The sequence below is a fragment of the Thiocapsa rosea genome (assembly GCF_003634315.1).
Taxonomy (GTDB): Bacteria; Pseudomonadota; Gammaproteobacteria; order Chromatiales; family Chromatiaceae; genus Thiocapsa; species Thiocapsa rosea.
Genome location: NZ_RBXL01000001.1, coordinates 5,200,643 through 5,218,961, shown reverse-complemented (window position 1 = coordinate 5,218,961; position 18,319 = coordinate 5,200,643). Strand labels below are relative to the sequence as shown.

The following is an 18,319-nucleotide window of genomic DNA, read 5'->3' as shown; positions in this document are numbered from 1 at the left end:
GGTTTGGCCGAGCCGAAGCGCGGCCCAACCTCCGGCACTCCGGATCGCTGCGAACGCCGGGCCTCGCTCGCGCTCGGCCCGACACGCCATCGATCAGCGAACGCTATAGATTTGGTCGAAGATTCCGCCGTCGGCGAAGTGTTTCTCCTGCGCGGCCTTCCAGCCGCCCAGGTCTTCGATCGTCACCAGATCGACCTCCACGAACTGATCCTTGTATTGTGCGGCGACCTCGGGGTCGGTGGGACGATAGAAGTGTTTGCCGGCTAACTCCTGTCCTTCCGGCGAGTAGAGGAATTCCAGATAGGCCGTCGCCACGGCGCGGGTCCCCTTCTTGTCCACGGTGCGATCCACCACCGTGACCGGCGGTTCGGCGAGGATCGACAGGGATGGGACGACGATCTCGAACTTGTCCTCGCCGAACTCCTTCAATGCGAGGAATGCCTCGTTTTCCCAGGAGAGGAAGACATCGCCGAGCTCGCGCTGCACGAAGGTGGTGGTCGAGCCGCGGGCACCCGAATCGAGCACCGGGACATTCTTGTAGAGTCGTGCGATGTAGTCCTTCACCCGGGCCTCGTCGCCGCCGTATTCCTTCTCGGCCCAGGCCCAGCCCGCCAGATAGTTCCATCGCGCGCCGCCCGAGGTCTTGGGATTGGGCGTAATCACGGCGACTCCCTCGTTGACCAGATCTCCCCAGTCCTTGATCCCTTTCGGATTGCCCTTGCGGACCAAGAAGACGATGGTCGAAGTGTAGGGCGAGCTGTTCAGCGGCAGTCGCGACTGCCAGTCCTCGGCCAGGAAACCGGTCTCGGCGATGGCATCGATGTCGTAGGCCAGCGCCAGGGTCACGACATCGGCTTCCAATCCGTCGATCACCGCGCGCGCCTGCTTGCCGGCCCCGCCGTGCGACTGTTGAATCGTGACCTTCTCGCCGGTCTTCTCCTCCCAGTGTTTGCTGAAGGCCGGGTTGAATTCCTGGTAAAGCTCGCGCGTCGGATCGTAGGAGACATTCAGCAGGATGGTCTCGGCGTGTGCCATCCCGAGGGTCGACAGGCCGAGCACGGCGGCGGCGAGTATGGATTTCGGGGTCAATGTGACGATCATGGTCTGGTCCTTTTGGCTGTCGAAAGGGAATCGAGACCGGGATTGAATCACCATCGTCGAGCCGCGCCTAACAACGAAATCCGCAAACCTTATCGACGAAATCGCGTTCTGTGGTGGCGCGAGCGCGTTGGCTCGGCCGTGCGGGTATCACGGGCGGTGCAGCAGCCGTGGTTCGGCGCGATCCTGCGACAACAGTCCTTATCGCGAAACCTGATAACCAAAGCATGATTCGACGGTTCCGGCGAGGTGCGTCTTGCACTAGCCTGGTTGTTCTCCGAATCTCGAGACAAGCCGCCATGACACTGGATTCCAAGCCTGTTGCCGATGTCGGCACCCTCGGCCCCACCCCGGTAAAGCCATAATGGGCGTTGCGACCTTCTTTAACCCCACGCGTCAGACCCGCGTGCTGCCCGGCTTCGGCCTCGCACTCGGCTACACCTTGGTCTATCTGTCTCTCATCGTGCTGATTCCGCTGTCGGCGGTCTTCATCAAGACGGCGACCCTGTCATGGGGCGAATTCTGGGCCATTGTCTCCGCCCCGCGGGTGGTGGCCACCTACAAGCTCTCGTTCGGTGCGTCGCTGCTGGCGGCGGCGATCAACGCGGTCTTCGGTCTGATGTTGGCTTGGTCGCTGGTTCGGTACAGCTTCCCGGGCAAGAAGCTGATCGACGCGCTGGTGGATCTGCCCTTCGCGTTGCCCACCGCGGTGGCCGGCATCGCCCTCACCGCGCTCTATGCCGGCAACGGCTGGATCGGCAGCCTCCTCGCACCGCTCGGCATCAAGGTCGCCTTCACGCCGCTCGGTGTGCTGGTGGCTCTGGTATTCATCGGCGTTCCCTTCGTGGTGCGCACCGTTCAACCCATCCTCGAGGACCTGGAGACCGAGCTGGAAGAGGCTGCGGCGAGCCTGGGCGCCAACCGCTGGCAGACCTTCACCAAGGTGCTCCTGCCCATCCTGCTGCCGGCGCTCCTGACGGGCTTCGCGCTGGCCTTTGCTCGGGCCGTCGGGGAGTACGGGTCGGTCATCTTCATCGCCGGGAATATCCCGATGGTGTCCGAGATCACGCCGCTCATCATCATGACCAAGCTCGAGCAGTACGACTACACCGGCGCGACCGCCGTCGCCCTGGTCATGTTGGTCTTTTCCTTTCTCATGCTGCTGGCCATCAATCTGTTGCAGGCCTGGAGTGCGAAGCGGACCGGGAGGAATCGCTGATGGGTGTCGCTGTCGTCCATGCCCGCACGGATGCTCGCCGCTATGAGGCCAGCGCGGCCACCCGCGAGGTTCTCTGGGTGAAGTGGCTGATCCTGTTTGCGGCACTGTCCTTCTTTGTGCTGTTCCTGCTGTTGCCGCTCCTCGCGGTCTTCACGGAGGCGCTGCGCAAGGGTTGGGGCACCTATCTTACGGCAGTGACCGAGCCGGACGCCTTGGCGGCGGTTCGCCTGACCTTGCTCGTTGCCGCCATCTCGGTGCCTCTCAATCTGGTGTTCGGGGTCGCAGCGGCCTGGGCGATCGCGAAGTTCGAGTTCCGCGGCAAGCGTTTTCTCACCACCCTGATCGATCTGCCATTCTCGGTTTCGCCGGTGATCGCGGGCCTGATCTTCGTCCTGCTGTTCGGCGCCCATGGCTGGTTCGGCGCCTGGCTGTTCGAGCATGACATCAAGATCATCTTCGCCGTCCCCGGGATCGTTCTGGCGACCGTGTTCATCACCGTTCCCTTCGTCGCCCGCGAGCTGATCCCCTTGATGGAGGCGCAGGGTCGCGAGGAAGAAGAGGCCGCCGTCGTGCTCGGCGCCAACGGTCTTCAAACCTTGTGGCGCGTGACGCTCCCCAACATCAAATGGGGCCTGCTCTACGGGGTGATCCTGTGCAACGCCCGCGCGATGGGCGAGTTCGGCGCGGTGAGCGTCGTCTCCGGCCATATCCGCGGTCACACCAACACCATGCCGCTGCATGTCGAGATCCTCTACAACGAATACAATTTCGCTGCGGCCTTCGCGGTAGCCTCGCTGTTGGCGCTGCTGGCGCTGGTGACCTTGGGGCTGAAGACCTTCATCGAGTGGAAGGTCGAGCGAGGCCTTCGGGACACCGTCTAAGGACCAATCCATGAGCATCCAAGTCAAAGAGATTCATAAGCAATTCGGCGCGTTCGTCGCGCTGGATCAGGTGTCGCTCGATTTCCCGACCGGTGCCTTGACGGCGCTGCTGGGACCTTCGGGGTGCGGCAAGACCACGCTCTTGCGCGTCATCGCGGGCTTGGAAACAGCCGACTCCGGTCGCGTCATCCTGGAGGGCGAGGATGCCTCCGACACCCATGTGCGCCAACGACGGGTCGGGTTCGTCTTCCAGCACTATGCGCTCTTTCGTCACATGACCGTGCTCGAGAACGTCGCCTTCGGGCTGCGCGTGAAGCCACGACGCGAACGTCCCGACGACGCCGAGATTCGCCGGCGGGTCCATCGCCTGCTCGATCTGGTCCAGCTCGACGCGCTGGCCGAGCGCTTCCCGGCGCAGTTGTCCGGCGGTCAGCGCCAGCGCGTCGCGCTGGCCCGTGCCTTGGCCGTCGAGCCGCGCGTTCTGCTGCTCGACGAGCCGTTCGGTGCACTCGATGCCCAGGTGCGCAAGGAGCTGCGCCGCTGGATGAGGCGATTGCACGACGAGCTTAAGGTGACCTCGATCTTCGTCACGCACGACCAGGAAGAGGCCCTCGAGGTGTCGGATCGGGTGGTCCTGATGAACCGTGGCCGCGTCGAGCAGGTCGACACCCCGACCGAGGTCTACGAGCACCCGGCCACCCCCTTCGTCTACGGGTTTCTCGGCGCGGTCAATGTCTTTCACGGACGTATCGAGGGGCCGCATCTGCGCGTCGGCGAGGCGACCCTGCCGCACCAGCAGACACAGGTGATCCACGGCGCCGAAGCAGTGGCGTTCTCGCGCCCCCACGAGCTGAGGATCGAGACCGATCCGGACACGCCGCACGGGGTCGCGGCCGTCGTGGAGCGCGTCCTGATCTTCGGCGCCGACGTCCGGGTGGAACTCGACAGTCTACCGGGTGCCGCGGTGCGCGGAGAGCCGGCCCATTACGAGGTCGTTATGCCGCGTGCGCAGGTCGACGCCTTGGCGCTGACCCGCGGGCAAATGGTGCGGCTGGTCCCGGCCCGGATTCGCGTCTTCCCGAGTCAGGCGGCCTGAGATGAACCTCCAACAACTGCGGATCGTCCGCGAGACGGTCCGGCGCAACTTCAACCTGACCGAGGTCGCGAACGCGCTCTATACCGCTCAATCCGGTGTCTCCAAACACATCAAGGATCTGGAGGACGAGCTCGGCATGGAGCTGTTCGTGCGCCGCGGCAAGCGGCTGCTCGGATTGACCGAGCCCGGCAAAGAGCTGCTGCCGATCGTCGAGCGCATCTTGATCGACACCCAGAACATGAAACATCTCGGCGAGCAATTCGCGCAGCAGGATACGGGTCACCTGGCCATCGCGACGACCCACACCCAGGCACGTTATGCCTTGCCTGCGGTGGTGACCCGATTCAAGCAGGCGTTTCCGAAGGTCTATCTGGAGCTCCACGAGTGCGGACCGGGGGAGATCGTCAGCCTGCTGCGCGACGGTCGGGTGGACATCGGGATCGCCACCGAGGCGCTCGGGAGCGAAGAGGATCTGGTCAGCTTCCCCTATTACCGGTGGCGGCATGCGGTGATCGTCCCGATCACCCATCCGCTGGCCGGGGTCGCGCCCCTGACCCTCAGCGCGATTGCAGACTATCCGATCATCACCTACTACCCGGGCCACACGGGCCGTGCGCGTATCGACGCCGCCTTCGCCCGCGCCGGACTGGCCCCCGATGTGGTCATGTCCGCGCTCGACGCCGATGTCATCAAGGCTTACGTGGAGCTGGGGCTGGGCGTCGGCATCATCGCGGCCATGGCCTTCGACCCCGCTCGCGATGCGGGCTTGTGCCTGCTCGACACCCCGGACATGTTCGACGTCAATACCGCCCGCCTGGGCCTGCGGCGCGGTCACTATCTGCGTGACTATGCGGTACGCTTCATTTTGGAATGCGCCCCGGCACTGACCGCGGAGCAGGTCAAGGAGGCGGTGTTCCCCAAGGCAGCGCTGCCCTGATCCCGGACGCGAAGATCAGGCGCCGCTGCGATAGAGCTGCGGGGGCTGATCCGCCAGGTAGCGGGCGATTGCGTCCTCGATCGACACCGTCGGCTCGACCGCGCGGCGTAAGACGAACGTCGGCCGCTGCCGGACGGGTGGGGTACGGACACTCCTGGCCGCGAGACCTCTGCGTGTCCGCATGATGCCGAGCACGCTCGTCTGTGCGGGATGCTGGATTGAAGAGGTGTTCACGGTTCGCGCTCCGGCTGTTGCCTTGAAGTGGTTGGTCGCGAGGAGTCGCGACCTTGGGTGCAAGGTAACGCAGGAGTGCTGACCAAAGGCTGACTGCGCCTGTCAGCAAGCTGGCAGGTGGGCAGTCAGTGCTCGGCAAACACCTGCGTTTTCCCCTCGGCATCGAAACTTATTACCTGATAGGACTCGGCGGGGTAGGCGCCTTCCATGCCCGGCGAGCCGAGCGGCATGCCGGGGGCCGAGATCCCGATCGCCGACGGGCGCTCGGCGAGCAGACGCCGGATATCGTCAGCCGGGACATGACCCTCGACGACATAACCGCCGACCCGGGCGGTATGACAGGAGGCCAGAGCCGGGGGCACCCCGGCGTCGCGCTTGATCGAATCCATCTCACGGGTCGCGATCTCTTTCACGCTGAAGCCGTTCGCGCGCAGATGCTCGGCCCACTGGCCGCAACAGCCGCAGTTCGGATCCTTGTGCATCAAGACATCCTCCTCGGCGGCCAAGGCGGCGTTGAAGGTCAAGGTTGCCGCGCAAACCAAGCCGGAGAGCAGGTTTCGAGGAAACAGTGTGGCGGTATCGGGCAGCATGGGCGCTCCTGTCGATGTCAGGTGGAAGACAAGAATTGCGAATGATCGCATAGCGAGGCCAAACCGACCTGACTGAGCGCTGTCCTCGGTCAGCCATCCTTCGACCGCGACGAACCGCGAAAAACTCAGCAGAAAAAATTGGTTTGGATGGCTGCGGGTCTCTTGCACGCTTGCGCCCCATCAAGGCCATTCGGATTCAACGCATGTCGACACCGCTCCTCTCCGCGCGCGGGCTCGCCCTGAGCTACCATTGCGGCGCCCCACCCGTCTTCACGGGCGTGGATTTAGCCGTGCGTCCGCGTGAGATCGTCGCCCTGGTCGGCGAGTCAGGCTGCGGCAAGTCCTCGCTGCTCGGTCTGCTGGGCGGACTGGCCAGCCCCTCGGCGGGCGCGATCCATTTTCGCGGCACACCGGTCCAACGCACGCCGGGCGAGGTTGCGGTGGTGTTCCAGGATCCCTGTCTGCTGCCCTGGCTGTCGGTCGAGGGCAATGCCGGCTTTGGCCTGGGATTCCGCCGTCTCGGGCTGCCGCGCGCCGCGCGTCGGGCGCGGGTCGCTGCGGCCCTGGCCGATGTTGGACTGGCCGAGCACGCCCGACGCTACCCGCATCAGCTTTCCGGGGGCATGGCCCAGCGTCTGGCGCTGGCCCGTGCACTGGGACGCCAGCCGGCCCTGATCCTGCTCGACGAGCCTTTTTCCGCGTTGGACGCCATTACCCGCGAGGCGATGCAGGCCCTGCTGACCGAGCTGGTCCATCGGCGCGCGAGCGCGGCCCTGTTGGTCACCCACGACATCGACGAGGCCCTGCGGGTGTCGGATCGGGTGCTGCTGATGGGCGGACGCCCCGCCGGAATCGTCGGCGAATGGGGCCTGCTCGGCGTGTTGGGACCGGCCCCGCGGGCGCGGCATACCCCCCGGATCCTCGATCTGCGGGGTGAGATCCTCGACGCACTGACCCGGCACAGGACATCGCAGGTCCCCGTTCATAGCGTGTCGGCACGCCCCGCCTCATACCGTTTACCCCTCGACCCCCTGGCGATATCGGAGACTCCATGAGCACGACACTCGATCTCTCCCGGCGCGAGTTCCTGCGCCTGTCCGCGCTGCTCACCGCCGGCGCGACCCTGCCGACCTGGGCCGCGCCCGCGGACGACACGGTGCGCATCGGCTACCTGCCGATCACCGACAGCTCGCCGTTGTTGATCGCCCATGCCCGCCAACTTTTCGAGGCCGAGGGTCTCACGGCCGAGTCGCCACGGCTGTTCCGATCCTGGGCGCAGATCGTTGAGGCATTTATGGCCGGGCAGGTGAATGTGGTCCATCTGCTGTCGCCGATCACTGTTTGGGCACGCTATGGATCGCATTTCCCGGCCAAGGTGACGGCCTGGAATCACATGGCCGGATCGGCACTGACCGTCGCGCCGTCGATCGAGTCGGTCAAGGATCTCGGTGGCCAACAGGTCGCCATCCCCTTCTGGTACTCGATCCACAACGTGGTGCTGCAACAACTGCTGCGCGAGGCCGAGCTGACCCTGGTTACCCGCCCCAAGGGGAAGCTGGCACCGAACGAGGTCGCCCTCACGGTCATGGCCCCTGCCGACATGGGATCGGCGCTGGCGAACGGCTCCATTGCCGGCTTCATCGTTGCCGAACCCTTCAATGCCGCGGCCGAGATCCAGGGGATCGGCAAGATCCTGCGCTTCACCGGCGATTTCTGGAACAACCACGCCTGCTGCGTCGTGTTTCAGCATGAGAAGGACCTTCAGGAGCGACCCGAGTGGTCGCAGAAGGTCGTCAACGCCGTCGTCAAGGCCCAGCACTGGATGCGCGGCCACCGGGAGGAAACCGCCGCGTTGCTCGCCCGCGACGGGCCCGGTCAATACACCCCGTTCCCGCAACCCGTCCTGGAAAGGGTGCTGGTACCCAACGCCGAACGCGACCGCGAATATCTGGCCAGCGGCGCCAATCGCCATACCGACTGGAACCGCGAGCGGATCGACTTCCAACCCTGGCCCTTCCCCTCCTACACGGAGGCCTTGGTGCGGGCGCTGAAGGAGACGCAGGTCGAGGGCGACAACGCCTTTCTGGCCGATCTGGATCCGGCCTTCGTTGCCGGGGATCTGGTCGACGACCGCTTCGTGCGGAACGCGGTCGAGTCCCTCGGCGGGCTGACGGCCTTCGGCGTGGTCGGTGGTTGGGAGCGCACGGAGAGGATCGCGGTGTGAGCGAGGCCAAGGAGATCACGGAGGCCCAATCCCTGGCGTCGTCCACCCCGCCCGCATGGCCTGGTCGGCTCCACGCCCAGTTCCTGCTGCCGGCCAGCGGACTTGTCGTGACCCTTCTGCTCTGGTGGCTGGCGACCCAGCCTGGCCTTGGCGCTTCGGCGATGGCTGCGCGCTTCTCGCCGGCAGCCACATGGGAGGCGATTGCAACGCTCGCGAACACCCGCGAGCTTTGGCCGCACACGGTCGACAGCTTGCGCCGTGTCATTGTCGGGCTCGCCTTGGCACTGGGCGTCGGCGTGCCGATCGGGCTGCTGGTCGGCGTCTCGTGCGCCTTCGAACGCTCCACCACGGCGACCTTTCAGTTCCTGCGGATGATCTCGCCGCTGTCCTGGATGCCGCTGGCGGTAATGGCGCTGGGTATCGGCGACGCGCCTGTCTATTTCCTGCTCGCTTTCGCTGCCGTCTGGCCCATCGCGCTGAACGTCGCCGCCGGGGTGCAGGCCATCGACCCGCGCTGGCTGCGCCTCGCCCGCAGCCTGGCCGCCCGGCGTCTGGAGGTGCTGATCGGCATCATCATCCCGGCCATCGTCAGCCACCTGCTGACCGGCGTGCGTTTGGCCATCGGGCTGATCTGGGTGGTGCTGGTCCCGGCCGAGATGCTCGGCGTCCACGCCGGACTCGGCTATTTCATTCTGGATACCCGCGATCGCATGGCCTACGGCGAGCTGATGGCCGTGATCCTCTTCATAGGCATGCTCGGCTATCTGCTCGATCTCGCTGCGCGCCTGGCTCATCGTGCCTGGGATCGGCGGGATTGAGCTGACTCATCCATAGGCCCGATGGGCCATCTACTGGAGCGAACACTCATGTGCCAAACGCCACCCAGCGAACCGATCGACGCGCGATCGGCGCGTCCCGATGTCCAGCATCCGTTGTCGCACCACCACCGCTCCGGTGCGAGTCGTCGTGGCTCGAAGGCCACCATGCCAGCCGCGAGCGCCCATCCGCTACGCATCGCGATCGTCGGCAAGGGCGGCGCTGGTAAGACGACCGTGGCTGGTGCGCTGGCGCGGACATTGGTAGAACAGGGTCGGCGCGTGCTGGCGCTGGATGCCGATCCGGATGCCAATCTGGCCTCGGTCCTGCCGCTCGATGGCGCGGAACCTCCGCAACCGCTCGCCCGTCAGCACGATCTGATTCGCACCGCTGCCGGCGTGGGCGCCTTGCCGCTCGGGTTCTTCCAGTTCAATCCCGACACCGGCGATCTCCTGCTGCGGGGAACCGTGACCTGGGGCTGCGGCAATCCGCTGGTGGCGCTCGGCTGGGGCAAGGCGGGCGGCGAGGGTTGTTATTGCGCCGAACATGCCGTTCTGCAGCGTCTGCTGTCCGATGCCTCGGCGCTGCCCGCCGATATTACGCTGATCGACAGCGAGGCCGGGCTGGAGCATCTGAGCCGGGGCACCATTGCCGGGGTCGATCTGGTGCTGGTGGTGGTGGAGCCGGGACAGCGCAGCCTGGAGACCGCCGCAGCGGTGCGGCGGCTCGCCGCCGATCTCGGAATCGCGCGCGTCCATGCCGTGGTGTGCGGCTATCGGAATCACGGGGAATTGCTGAAACTGCGCTGCTCGCTCGGCGACTGGCCGCCGGTTGCCGCCTTTCCCTACGATGAACAGGTGCGCGAGGCCGATCTGGCCGGCACCCCGCCACCTCTGACGGGCGAGTTCCTGCTTGCCGCGGAAACCCTAACGGCCAACATCCTGCAGCTGGCCGGCGATCTCGAGGCGGCGGTGAGTGCATGAGCTCACGGACTTCCAAGGATGCGCGCAAGGGATTCCCCACCAAGGCCGATGTCATGGCGCAGACCCCCGATCCGGCGGTGCGCCAGATGCTGGTGCAGATGGAGACGCTCGGCATCGAGACCGCCTTCGACCGCTTCGATGCGCAGAAGGCCCACTGCGGATTCGGGCTCGACGGCACCTGCTGCCGCATCTGCAACATGGGCCCATGCAAAGTAACGGCACGCAGCCCGCGCGGGGTATGCGGAGCGGATGCCGACCTGATCGTGGCACGCAACATCCTGCGCTGGGTCGCCGCCGGCGTCGCCTCGCACGGCGCGCGCGGACGCGAGGTCATGCTGACGCTCAAGGCCGCCGCCGAGGGACGCGTGGCCCTGCCGATCCGGGGCGAGGCCAAGGCGCGCGCCATCGCCCGCGCCTTCGGCATTGACGATCCGGCCAAGGGTCTGCCCGAACTCGCGGGCGAGATCGCCGACATCCTGCTGGAAGATCTGTCGCGCACCGTCCCCGGCGCGCACCGCACCCTCCAGGCGCTCGCGCCGCCGGAACGTCTCGCCGTCTGGAAGGCGCTCGATATCCTGCCGATCGGTGCCTATCACGAGGTCTTCGAGGCGCTACACCGCACCGGGACAGGCACCGACGGCGACTGGGAAAACGTCATGCGCCAACTGCTGCGCTGCGGACTTGCCTTCGCCTGGAGCAGCGTGCTCGGCTCCTCGATCGCCATGGACATCCTCTATGGCCCGCCGCGCCGCGACCGCATCGCCGCCAATCTCGGCGCACTCGACCCGGACACGGTCAATATCGCCATCCACGGTCATTCGCCGGTGCTGCCGATGGCGATCGTCACGGCGGCCGACGACCCGGATCTGCGCGCGCTTGCCGCCGAACGCGGTGCGACCGGTATCCGCTTCTACGGCATCTGCTGCTCGGGCCTCTCGTCGCTGTATCGTCACGGCGGCGTCAGTCCGCTGGCCAACGCCATCGGCGCCGAGCTGGTGCTGGGCACAGGCGCGCTCGATCTCTGGATCGCCGATGTCCAGGATGTCTATCCCGGCATCATGGACGTGGCGCGCTGCTTCCACACCCGCGTCGTGACCACCAGCGACTCCTGCCGCCTGCCGGGGGCCGAGCACATCGGCTTCGACCATCATCACGCGAACCTCGCCGAGGTCCATGCGCTGGCCCGCCGAATCGTGCGGATGGGCGTCGATCAATTCCCGCTGCGGCGTGCCGCCAACGTCTTCGTGCCGCGTCAGGTGATGGAGGCCGAGATCGGCTTCTCGGTCGAAAGCATCACAGAATCCTTCGACGGGCTGCCGAATCTGCTGGAGGCGCTGGCCGATGGCCGGATTCACGGCATCGTCAATCTGGTGGGCTGCAACAATCCCAAGGTGCTCTACGAAAAGACCCTGTGTGAGGTCGCCGATGCGTTGTTGGCAGCGGATTGTCTGATCCTCACCAACGGCTGCGCCTCCTTCCCGTTGCTCAAGCTCGGCTACTGCACCGAGACGGCGCTGGAGCGCACCGGCCCCGGTCTACGCACGCTGCTCGCGGAGCGCGGGCTGCCGCCGGTGTGGCACATGGGCGAGTGTCTCGACAACGCGCGCGCCTCGGGACTCTTTCGGGCGCTGGCCGATCTGGCCGGGCGACCGATCAGGGACATGCCCTTCGCCTTCGCCAGCCCGGAATGGAGTAATGAGAAAGGCGTGGGCGCGGCGCTTGGTTTCCGGCTGCTCGGTGTGCCCTCCTATCACTGCGTGCCCGCACCCATCGGCGGCTCGGCGGCGGTCTCGCGGTTCTTCCACGAGGACACGGCGGAGATGTTCGGCGCCGCGATGGTCGTGGAGCCCCGGCCGCACCTGCTCGCGGAACGTATCCTGGATGACCTGGGGCGCAGGCGATCGATGGGGTCTTGGTCCGCGGTGCGGACAGGCAATGAGGGGGGCGCGAGATCCGGACGATGAAACGCCAGCGTGATTTCCTTATCGGCAATTCTTGGTTCCCATGCGCCGGTTGGCTTGCCACCCTTTGCTGCGGGCATGCGCTTCGTTTCGCTTGGTTGTGCGAAGACGAAGAGCCCCACACTCAAACCAACCAGTCTGTCCGGAGAACCCATGAGATCCATTATTAAAGCTGCCATGCTCGGCGTGACCTTGACGCTGCCTGCGGCAGTGACTCAAACCGCATCCTCCGATGATCGGGTAGATGGCCAGGTCCGTGCCTGGGCCGCGTCCTGCGCCGCCTGCCATGGGACCGATGGCCGCGCACAGAAGGGCATGATCGCACTGGCCGGTCGTGATCACGAGGAACTCTACGTGGCGTTGCTCGAATTCAAGTCGGGAGATCGGCCGGCCACGGTCATGGACCAGCACGCCAAAGGTTATACGGACGACGAGCTGGCGGCCCTTGCTGCCTGGTTTGCGGCCCAACCGAAGGACTGAGGCACGAGACATGAACATGAATCGACGCACCTTTCTTAAAACCTCGGCCGCTCTCGCCACGACGCTGGCTGCCGGCCCCGCTGCATTCGCCGCCGGTAATGTACAAGGACGCGTAGTCGTCATCGGCGGCGGATTCGGTGGCGCGACTGCGGCGAAGTATCTCAAGAAATGGGCGCCCGGCCTCGATGTCACCCTGGTCGAGCGCAATTCCAATTTCGTCTCCTGCCCCATCAGCAACCTGGTCCTGGCCGGAGTCAAGGACATCGAGGACATCACCCTCGCTTATGACGGACTGGAGAAGTATGACATCCGACTGGTCCACGACGAGGCCGTCGCCATCGATCCGGACAAGCGTGAGGTGCGCCTGGCCAACGGTGACCCGCTGCCGTGGGACAGGCTGATCGTCGCGCCCGGTATCGACTTTCTTTACGACCGCATTCCGGGTCTCGACTCCCCCGAGGCCCAGTCACGCGTGCTGCATGCATGGAAGGCCGGTCCGCAGACGGTGGAGTTGCGTAAGCAACTCGAAGCGCTGCCCGACGGCGACACCTTCGCCATCTCCATTCCCGCGCCGCCTTACCGTTGCCCACCCGGACCCTACGAGCGCATCAGCTTGATCGCCAATTATTTCAAGCAGCACAAGCCGCGCAGCAAGGTGATCGTGCTCGATGCCAACCCGGAGATTACCTCGAAGAAGGGCCTGTTTCTCGATGCCTGGGATAGCCTCTACAAGGACATTATCGAGTACCGACCCAATAACCAGGTGGTCGATTTCGAGCTTGCGGAGAATCGGGCGATCCTGGAATTCGAAAGTGTCAAGGCCGATCTCTTCAATGTCATCCCGCCGCAACGCTCCGGGCTCATCGCGACACCGCTCGTGACCGCCGACGATCGTTGGTGCGGGGTCGAGTATCTTGGTTTCGAGTCGCTGGCCATCCCCGGCATCCATGTCATCGGCGATGCCATTGTTGCGTCACCCGGCATGCCGAAATCGGGCTTCATGGCCAACAACCACGTGAAGGTGGCTGCCGATGCGATCATTGCCCGGCTCGCCGGCGCCGAGCCAAATACCGCGCCGATCATCGCCAATACCTGCTACAGCTTCGTGTCCGACACGCAGGCCGTCCATGTCGCAGGCGTCTACACGTTCGACGCCGAGAAGAGCACGCTACTGCCCGTGGAAGGGGCCGGCGGTCTCTCGCCGGAGCGTAACCGACTCGAGGCGGATTACGCGTTGGCATGGGCGCGCAACATCTGGGCCGATGTATTGACCTGAGCCCGAGACGCCGGGCTCGATGTCCGGTGTCCAAGGGCGGTGGGATTGAGGTTTTGCCTCGGGGAAGTTGTGTACGACATCTCCGTCGGCGGGCGGGTCGCGATCGTCGATCGGGCGCTCGTCGGCGGGGGTTTCCCGTGGGTTGCACCCTCGATGGGCCTGACCGGTTTGTGCTCGCTCGTATTGTCGGCCTTGATGGCGTTCCCGGCCATCGTCGTCGGTGGTATCCGGTCATAAAGCACCCTGGGCATCAAGCACCTGGAAAATGTTGGGCTGACCTAACCCCCATCGGGTCGACCTTCGCGTGACCGTCTTGCTCCATGCTCGATAGCGGATTGCTGGGACGCTTTATTTCTGTCAGGTATAAATAAATCGTTTCATATTCTTTTTGTTTCTCCCCGTTCGGCGCTATCGTCGATCTCAGTTGTTTTCCCGGCGTTCCGAGGGCCTCCGCAAGGCCACGACGCTGAGCTGCTCTGTTCCTTGACTCGACGAGAGAGAAACCACCGCCATGCCGCTGACTCAGGTCGTCGAATATCTCAACGAGCGCCTGCACCAACTGCATCCCGCAGCACGTTTGCGCAAGCAGGCGGGTTTCCGGTATCGCAACGGCGTCCTCACCGCAGGTGTCGCGAGCTTTCGACTCCGGCCCGACCAAGTCCCGGTGGTCCGAGCGATCGACGGGGAGCGGGTCGCCTACAGCGCTCGGTGTGTCGTGGAGACCGGCCGCGGCCTTCCCGTCCGCGCAGAGGCACTCTATGTCCAAGCCTGGGATCCCGAGGACGTCGTGTTCCTCGACCGCTTCCTGCGGGTCTTTCACGCGCTGCACCATCTCGGGTGCGGGCATGAGCCCGGGGCCAGTTTGGCTCTGGATGTGCACCTGCGCCATGTGAGCGCGGTCCCCGAGCAGCACGGTCAGGTGTTCGAGGATCTGCTGGCTCGGCTCGGCCTGATTCCGAGCCAGATCCTGCTGCGCCTCGACGGCCGGGCGCTGCAACGCGATCCGCACGTCCAGGATGCGGCCCACAGCTTTGCACGTCGGGGCTACCGACTGGTGGCGACGCGACCGGATTTCGGCGAGACCGATTGGGATCTCCTGCACCGCATCGGCGTGCGCTGGGTGCTGCAGGATGTCGCCGCGCTTCGATGCCTCCGGGACCAGGACGTCCTGAACGACTGGCTCGCCCGGGCAGCGGCGCAGGGCCTCGGCATCTGGCTCGACAAGATCGCCCACCCCGGCGATCTCACCGAGGCGACCGCCTTGGGGGCCGAGCTGGTCGAGGGGGATTGGTTCCGAGACCCGGTGTCCGTGCCGACACGGGCGCCGACACGGGCGGCGTCCTGAGATGGAGACGACCACCCTCATCATCCCCGGCTTCCGCGGCAGCGGCCCGGACCACTGGCAAACCTGGATGGAGCCGCTTGTATCGGGTGCCCGCCGGGTCGAGCAGATCGATTGGGACGCACCCATGCTCATGACCTGGGCCGACGCCGTGGCCGTGGCCATTCGCGGGTCGTCCCGGCCGGTTTGGCTGGTGGCCCACAGCTTCGGCTGTCTCGCCGCGATCACCGCAGCCGCGGGTCTCTCCTCGCGGATCGCCGGCGCCTTGCTGGTGGCGCCCGCCGACCCGGAGCGCTTCTCGCTTCTCGGGTCGAAAGAGGCGGGGCGGGACGACGATCTTCCCTCCATCGCAGCCCATCTGCCGCGCGAAGCGCTGAGCTTTCCGAGCCTGGTGGTGGCGAGCGCCAACGACCCCTGGATGAGCTCGGCCAAGGTCGCCGAGTGGGCGCGGTGCTGGGAGAGCGTGGTCGTCGACATCGGCCGGGCCGGGCACATCAATACCGAGTCCGGTTTCGGACCCTGGCCGGAGGGGTTGGACCTGCTCCGCATGCTCCAGAGTACCTGGCTGCCCGGCAGTACGGCGTCGGCCGACCGGATACGGCAGCGCCCGCGACGCGTTGCCGCGCGGGACCGCATACCCACGGCACAGCCCTATCCCGCCAACAAACGTTAAGGAGTCAGACCGTGACCGAACCGAAGTCCAACTATCGCTTTGAAACGCTCCAGGTCCACGCCGGGCAATCGCCTGCTCCCGGCACCAACGCGCGGGCGGTGCCCATCTACCAGACCACCTCCTATACCTTCGACGATGCGGGCCATGGTGCACGTCTGTTTGCGCTGAAGGAGTTCGGGAACATCTACACGCGGATCATGAATCCGACCACGGATGTGTTCGAGCAGCGGATTGCCGCCCTCGAAGGCGGCGTGGCCGCGGTGGCGACCAGCTCGGGACAGGCCGCCCAGTTTTTGGCGCTGACCACACTTGCCCAAGCGGGCGACAACATCGTCTCGACCAGCTATCTCTACGGCGGAACCTACAATCAGTTCAAGGTAACCCTGCCGCGCCTCGGGATCGGCGTGAAGCTGGTCGAAGGTGATGATCCGGAGGTCTTTCGCCGCGCGATCGATGCCGACACCAAGGCACTGTACGTCGAGACCATCGGTAACCCTCGCTTCAACGTGCCCGATTTCGAGGCGCTGGCCAAGCTCGCCCACGATCATGGAATCCCGCTGATCGTGGACAACACCTTCGGGGCGGCGGGTTTCATCGTCCGCCCGATCGACTTGGGAGCCGACATCGTCGTGGCCTCCGCCACCAAGTGGATCGGCGGTCATGGCACCTCCATCGGCGGCATCATCGTGGATTCGGGCAAGTTCAACTGGGGCAATGGTAAGTTCCCCCTCTTCACCGACCCGGCGCCCGGCTATCACGGCCTTAACTTCTGGGAGGTGTTCGGCAGCGGCGGCTCCTTCGGGAATATCGCCTTTGCCGTCCGCGCCCGGGTCGAAGGCTTGCGCGACATCGGTCCGTCACTCTCGCCCTTCAACGCCTTCCAACTCCTCCAAGGTGTCGAGACCCTCTCGCTGCGCGTGCAGCGTCATGGCGACAATGCGTTGGAGCTGGCACATTGGCTGCGCGCCCATCCCGAGGTGGCGTGGGTCGAGTATCTCGGTCTGCCGGACAACCGTTATCACGCGAACGCCAAGCGCTACCTGCGCAACGGGTTCGGTTCGGTGCTCAATTTCGGGGTCGCCGGCGGTGCCGCGGCGGCCCGACGCTTCATCGACTCCGTCCGGTTGGCCAGCCACTTGGCCAACGTAGGCGACGCCAAGACTTTGGTCATCCATCCGGCCTCGACGACGCATCAGCAGTTGTCCGACGAGGAGCAGCGACAGGCCGGGGTCCGCCCGGATCTGATCCGGGTCTCGGTCGGGATCGAGCATATCGAGGACATCAAGGCCGATTTCGACCAAGCCTTGCAGTCTGCCGCATTCGAGGATGCCGCGTGACGCGATTCGCGCTCGATGACCGGACCCGGCGACTGACCCTCGATCGACCGTTTCCGCTGGAAAGCGGGGCGGTTCTGCCGCAGGTCACGGTCGCCTACCGGACTTGGGGCACCTTGGCTCCGGCCGGCGACAACGCAATCGTCGTCTGCCACGCCCTCACCGGATCGGCCGACGTCGATGTCTGGTGGTCGCCGCTGCTCGGCCGCGGACGTGTCCTGGATCCGGATCGGGATTTCATCCTCTGCAGCAACGTCCTGGGCGGTTGTTACGGCACCACCGGGCCGACCAGTCCGGATCCCGGGGGGCGACCCTGGGCACGGCGCTTCCCGGTCGTAACCATCCGGGATCAGGTGCGTCTGCAGGTCGTGTTGGCCGACGCCTTGGGGATCCGGCGGATCCGCTTGGTGCTCGGTGGCTCGATGGGCGGGATGCAGGCACTGGAATGGGCTTTGCTCGACCCCGTGCGAACCGCTGCCGTCGTCAGCATTGCCGCGTGCGCTCGTCACTCGCCCTGGTGTATGGCCTGGAGCGAAGCCCAGCGTCTGGCGCTGGCCGCCGATCCGAGGTACCGCAACGGCGACTACGACCCGCGGGATCCCCCGCAGGCAGGCTTGGCCGCCGCGCGTGCCATCGCGATGGCGACCTACCGCAGTTCCGGATCGCTGACCGGTCGCTTCGGGCGACGGCGCGGGGCCGATGTTCCCGGTCAAGGTTGCGAGGCCCAAGGGGATTTCGCAGTGAAAACCTGGTTGCGCCATCACGCTCGGATGCTCGTGGAGCGTTTCGATGCAAACAGTTATTGCGTGCTGCTCGACGCCATGGATACCCATGACCTGGCGCGCCGGCGCGGCGACGACGAGGAGGTCCTGCGCCGCATCCGCCAGCCTGTCCTGGTCGGTTCGATCGACACCGATGCCCTCTATGTCCCGGCGGATCAGCATGAGTTGGCCCGTCTGCTCCCCGACGCCACACTCCTGGCGATCGACTCCCCCCACGGGCACGATGGGTTTCTCATCGATGCCGCCCGTTTTCAGGCGGACCTGCTGGCCTTCAAGCATCAGAGCGCCGACGCATCCGCACCGGACCCTGTCGACTCGGTCCCCAGCGAACGCCTTCATGCGCGCGGGGTTTGCCCGGAGGCAGGTCTTTGTTCCGGGGTCTGAGCTCCCGAG

General features: G+C 65.6%; 18 protein-coding genes. 15 read left to right on the top strand and 3 right to left on the bottom strand.

Annotated features, from left to right (window positions below; all coding sequences use genetic code 11):
* Positions 1 to 93: 93 nt before the first annotated feature.
* On the bottom strand, positions 94 to 1,101 hold the full coding sequence (locus BDD21_RS23225) for a sulfate ABC transporter substrate-binding protein (RefSeq protein WP_120799191.1): 1,008 nt from the start codon (positions 1,099 to 1,101) through the stop codon (positions 94 to 96).
* A gap of 361 nt (positions 1,102 to 1,462) precedes the next feature.
* Between BDD21_RS23225 and cysT the strand changes: the two genes are divergently transcribed.
* From cysT to BDD21_RS23205, 4 genes are read left to right on the top strand one after another with little or no spacing between them, the layout of a single operon-like run.
* Positions 1,463 to 2,317: a sulfate ABC transporter permease subunit CysT gene (gene cysT, locus BDD21_RS23220; RefSeq protein WP_120799190.1), complete on the top strand. Its 855-nt coding sequence runs from the start codon at positions 1,463 to 1,465 to the stop codon at positions 2,315 to 2,317.
* Positions 2,317 to 3,198 carry a sulfate ABC transporter permease subunit CysW gene (gene cysW, locus BDD21_RS23215; protein WP_120799189.1) on the top strand — a complete coding sequence of 294 codons (882 nt, stop codon included), beginning with the start codon at positions 2,317 to 2,319 and terminating at the stop codon, positions 3,196 to 3,198. The genes cysT and cysW overlap by 1 nt, the downstream gene beginning before the upstream one ends.
* 10 nt (positions 3,199 to 3,208) lie before the next feature.
* Positions 3,209 to 4,294, top strand: a complete 1,086-nt coding sequence (locus tag BDD21_RS23210) for a sulfate/molybdate ABC transporter ATP-binding protein (RefSeq protein ID WP_120799188.1) — start codon at positions 3,209 to 3,211, stop codon at positions 4,292 to 4,294.
* 1 nt (position 4,295) lies between these two features.
* Positions 4,296 to 5,231: a CysB family HTH-type transcriptional regulator gene (locus BDD21_RS23205; RefSeq protein WP_120799187.1), complete on the top strand. Its 936-nt coding sequence runs from the start codon at positions 4,296 to 4,298 to the stop codon at positions 5,229 to 5,231.
* 15 nt (positions 5,232 to 5,246) lie between these two features.
* Here BDD21_RS23205 and BDD21_RS23200 read toward each other — a convergent pair whose 3' ends face one another.
* The gene (locus BDD21_RS23200) at positions 5,247 to 5,465 is read right to left on the bottom strand and encodes a hypothetical protein (protein WP_120799186.1); all 219 of its coding nucleotides are present in this window, start codon (positions 5,463 to 5,465) and stop codon (positions 5,247 to 5,249) included.
* A 125-nt stretch (positions 5,466 to 5,590) separates the two neighbouring features.
* Positions 5,591 to 6,055: a DUF411 domain-containing protein gene (locus BDD21_RS23195; protein WP_120799185.1), complete on the bottom strand. Its 465-nt coding sequence runs from the start codon at positions 6,053 to 6,055 to the stop codon at positions 5,591 to 5,593.
* 203 nt (positions 6,056 to 6,258) lie between these two features.
* On the opposite strand from BDD21_RS23195, the gene BDD21_RS23190 reads away from it, so the two are divergent.
* The 11 genes from BDD21_RS23190 (at position 6,259) to metX (ending at position 18,310) form a co-directional block, all read left to right on the top strand.
* Complete coding sequence (locus BDD21_RS23190) at positions 6,259 to 7,110, top strand: ABC transporter ATP-binding protein (RefSeq protein WP_120799184.1); 852 nt, start codon at positions 6,259 to 6,261, stop codon at positions 7,108 to 7,110.
* A complete protein-coding gene (locus BDD21_RS23185; RefSeq protein ID WP_120799183.1) occupies positions 7,107 to 8,279 on the top strand; it encodes an ABC transporter substrate-binding protein in 1,173 nt (390 codons plus the stop codon). Before BDD21_RS23190 ends, BDD21_RS23185 begins: the two co-directional genes overlap by 4 nt.
* On the top strand, positions 8,276 to 9,097 hold the full coding sequence (locus BDD21_RS23180) for an ABC transporter permease (RefSeq protein WP_211335140.1): 822 nt from the start codon (positions 8,276 to 8,278) through the stop codon (positions 9,095 to 9,097). Before BDD21_RS23185 ends, BDD21_RS23180 begins: the two co-directional genes overlap by 4 nt.
* 165 nt (positions 9,098 to 9,262) lie before the next feature.
* Positions 9,263 to 10,078: an ATP-binding protein gene (locus tag BDD21_RS23175; RefSeq protein WP_170164877.1), complete on the top strand. Its 816-nt coding sequence runs from the start codon at positions 9,263 to 9,265 to the stop codon at positions 10,076 to 10,078.
* Positions 10,075 to 12,042: an anaerobic carbon-monoxide dehydrogenase catalytic subunit gene (gene cooS / locus BDD21_RS23170; RefSeq protein WP_120799181.1), complete on the top strand. Its 1,968-nt coding sequence runs from the start codon at positions 10,075 to 10,077 to the stop codon at positions 12,040 to 12,042. Before BDD21_RS23175 ends, cooS begins: the two co-directional genes overlap by 4 nt.
* A gap of 150 nt (positions 12,043 to 12,192) precedes the next feature.
* Complete coding sequence (locus tag BDD21_RS23165; RefSeq protein WP_120799180.1) at positions 12,193 to 12,519, top strand: c-type cytochrome; 327 nt, start codon at positions 12,193 to 12,195, stop codon at positions 12,517 to 12,519.
* A 16-nt stretch (positions 12,520 to 12,535) separates the two neighbouring features.
* A complete protein-coding gene (locus tag BDD21_RS23160; RefSeq protein WP_245969766.1) occupies positions 12,536 to 13,795 on the top strand; it encodes an NAD(P)/FAD-dependent oxidoreductase in 1,260 nt (419 codons plus the stop codon).
* A gap of 511 nt (positions 13,796 to 14,306) precedes the next feature.
* Complete coding sequence (locus tag BDD21_RS23150) at positions 14,307 to 15,140, top strand: EAL domain-containing protein (RefSeq protein ID WP_120799177.1); 834 nt, start codon at positions 14,307 to 14,309, stop codon at positions 15,138 to 15,140.
* A gap of 1 nt (position 15,141) precedes the next feature.
* Positions 15,142 to 15,810, top strand: a complete 669-nt coding sequence (locus BDD21_RS23145; RefSeq protein ID WP_120799176.1) for an RBBP9/YdeN family alpha/beta hydrolase — start codon at positions 15,142 to 15,144, stop codon at positions 15,808 to 15,810.
* 11 nt (positions 15,811 to 15,821) lie between these two features.
* The gene (locus tag BDD21_RS23140; RefSeq protein ID WP_120799175.1) at positions 15,822 to 17,147 is read left to right on the top strand and encodes an O-acetylhomoserine aminocarboxypropyltransferase/cysteine synthase family protein; all 1,326 of its coding nucleotides are present in this window, start codon (positions 15,822 to 15,824) and stop codon (positions 17,145 to 17,147) included.
* On the top strand, positions 17,144 to 18,310 hold the full coding sequence (gene metX, locus BDD21_RS23135; RefSeq protein ID WP_211335139.1) for a homoserine O-acetyltransferase MetX: 1,167 nt from the start codon (positions 17,144 to 17,146) through the stop codon (positions 18,308 to 18,310). Before BDD21_RS23140 ends, metX begins: the two co-directional genes overlap by 4 nt.
* The last annotated feature ends 9 nt before the right edge of the window (positions 18,311 to 18,319 follow it).